1 protein-coding gene is annotated in these 568 nt (G+C 55.1%); it reads left to right on the top strand.

All coding sequences use genetic code 11. The features are described from left to right. Positions 1-52: 52 nt before the first annotated feature. A partial coding sequence (locus tag AC1D0Z_RS23870; RefSeq protein ID WP_477660584.1) for a cytochrome b occupies positions 53-568 on the top strand: 516 nt, incomplete at its 3' end.

Genomic DNA, 568 nt, shown 5'->3' with positions numbered 1-568 from the left:
ACGTTGGCGCCTGCAGTCAACACTTCACTTTAATGATAAGAAGAGACAGTCAATGAATTTAAAAAACCACCTGGAAATACGCTACAGCTTGCTCTCAATGGGACTGCACTGGTTGATGCTCTTCTTGCTGGCGGCGGTATACATCTGCATGGAGGTCAGCGAGGTTTTTCCCAAGGGAAGCGACATGCGAAGTGAGCTGAGGACCTGGCACTACATGCTGGGCCTGTCTGTATTTGTTCTCGCCTGGCTTCGCCTGGTGATCAATCTCTGGACTCGCTCCCCACCGGTTGCTCCAGCGCCGCCACTTTGGCAAAGCCACTTGGCCCGGCTGGTACAGACAGCGCTTTATTTACTGATGATAGGGATGCCCCTGGCCGGGTGGCTAGTACTCAGTGCCCGGGGACAACCCATCCCATTTTTCGGGCTGCAACTGCCCGCGCTGATGGCCGACAACAAGGATGCGGCGGATTGGATCAAGGAAATCCACGAAGCGGGGGCGACTGTTGGGTATTTTCTGGTGGGCATGCATGCAGTGGCTGCCCTGTATCACCACTACATACTGCGCGAC

It is taken from the genome of Polaromonas sp. P1_E3, assembly GCF_056405935.1.
Note: the sequence above shows the minus strand (reverse complement) of the source record. Positions and strands in the feature narration are given on the sequence as shown.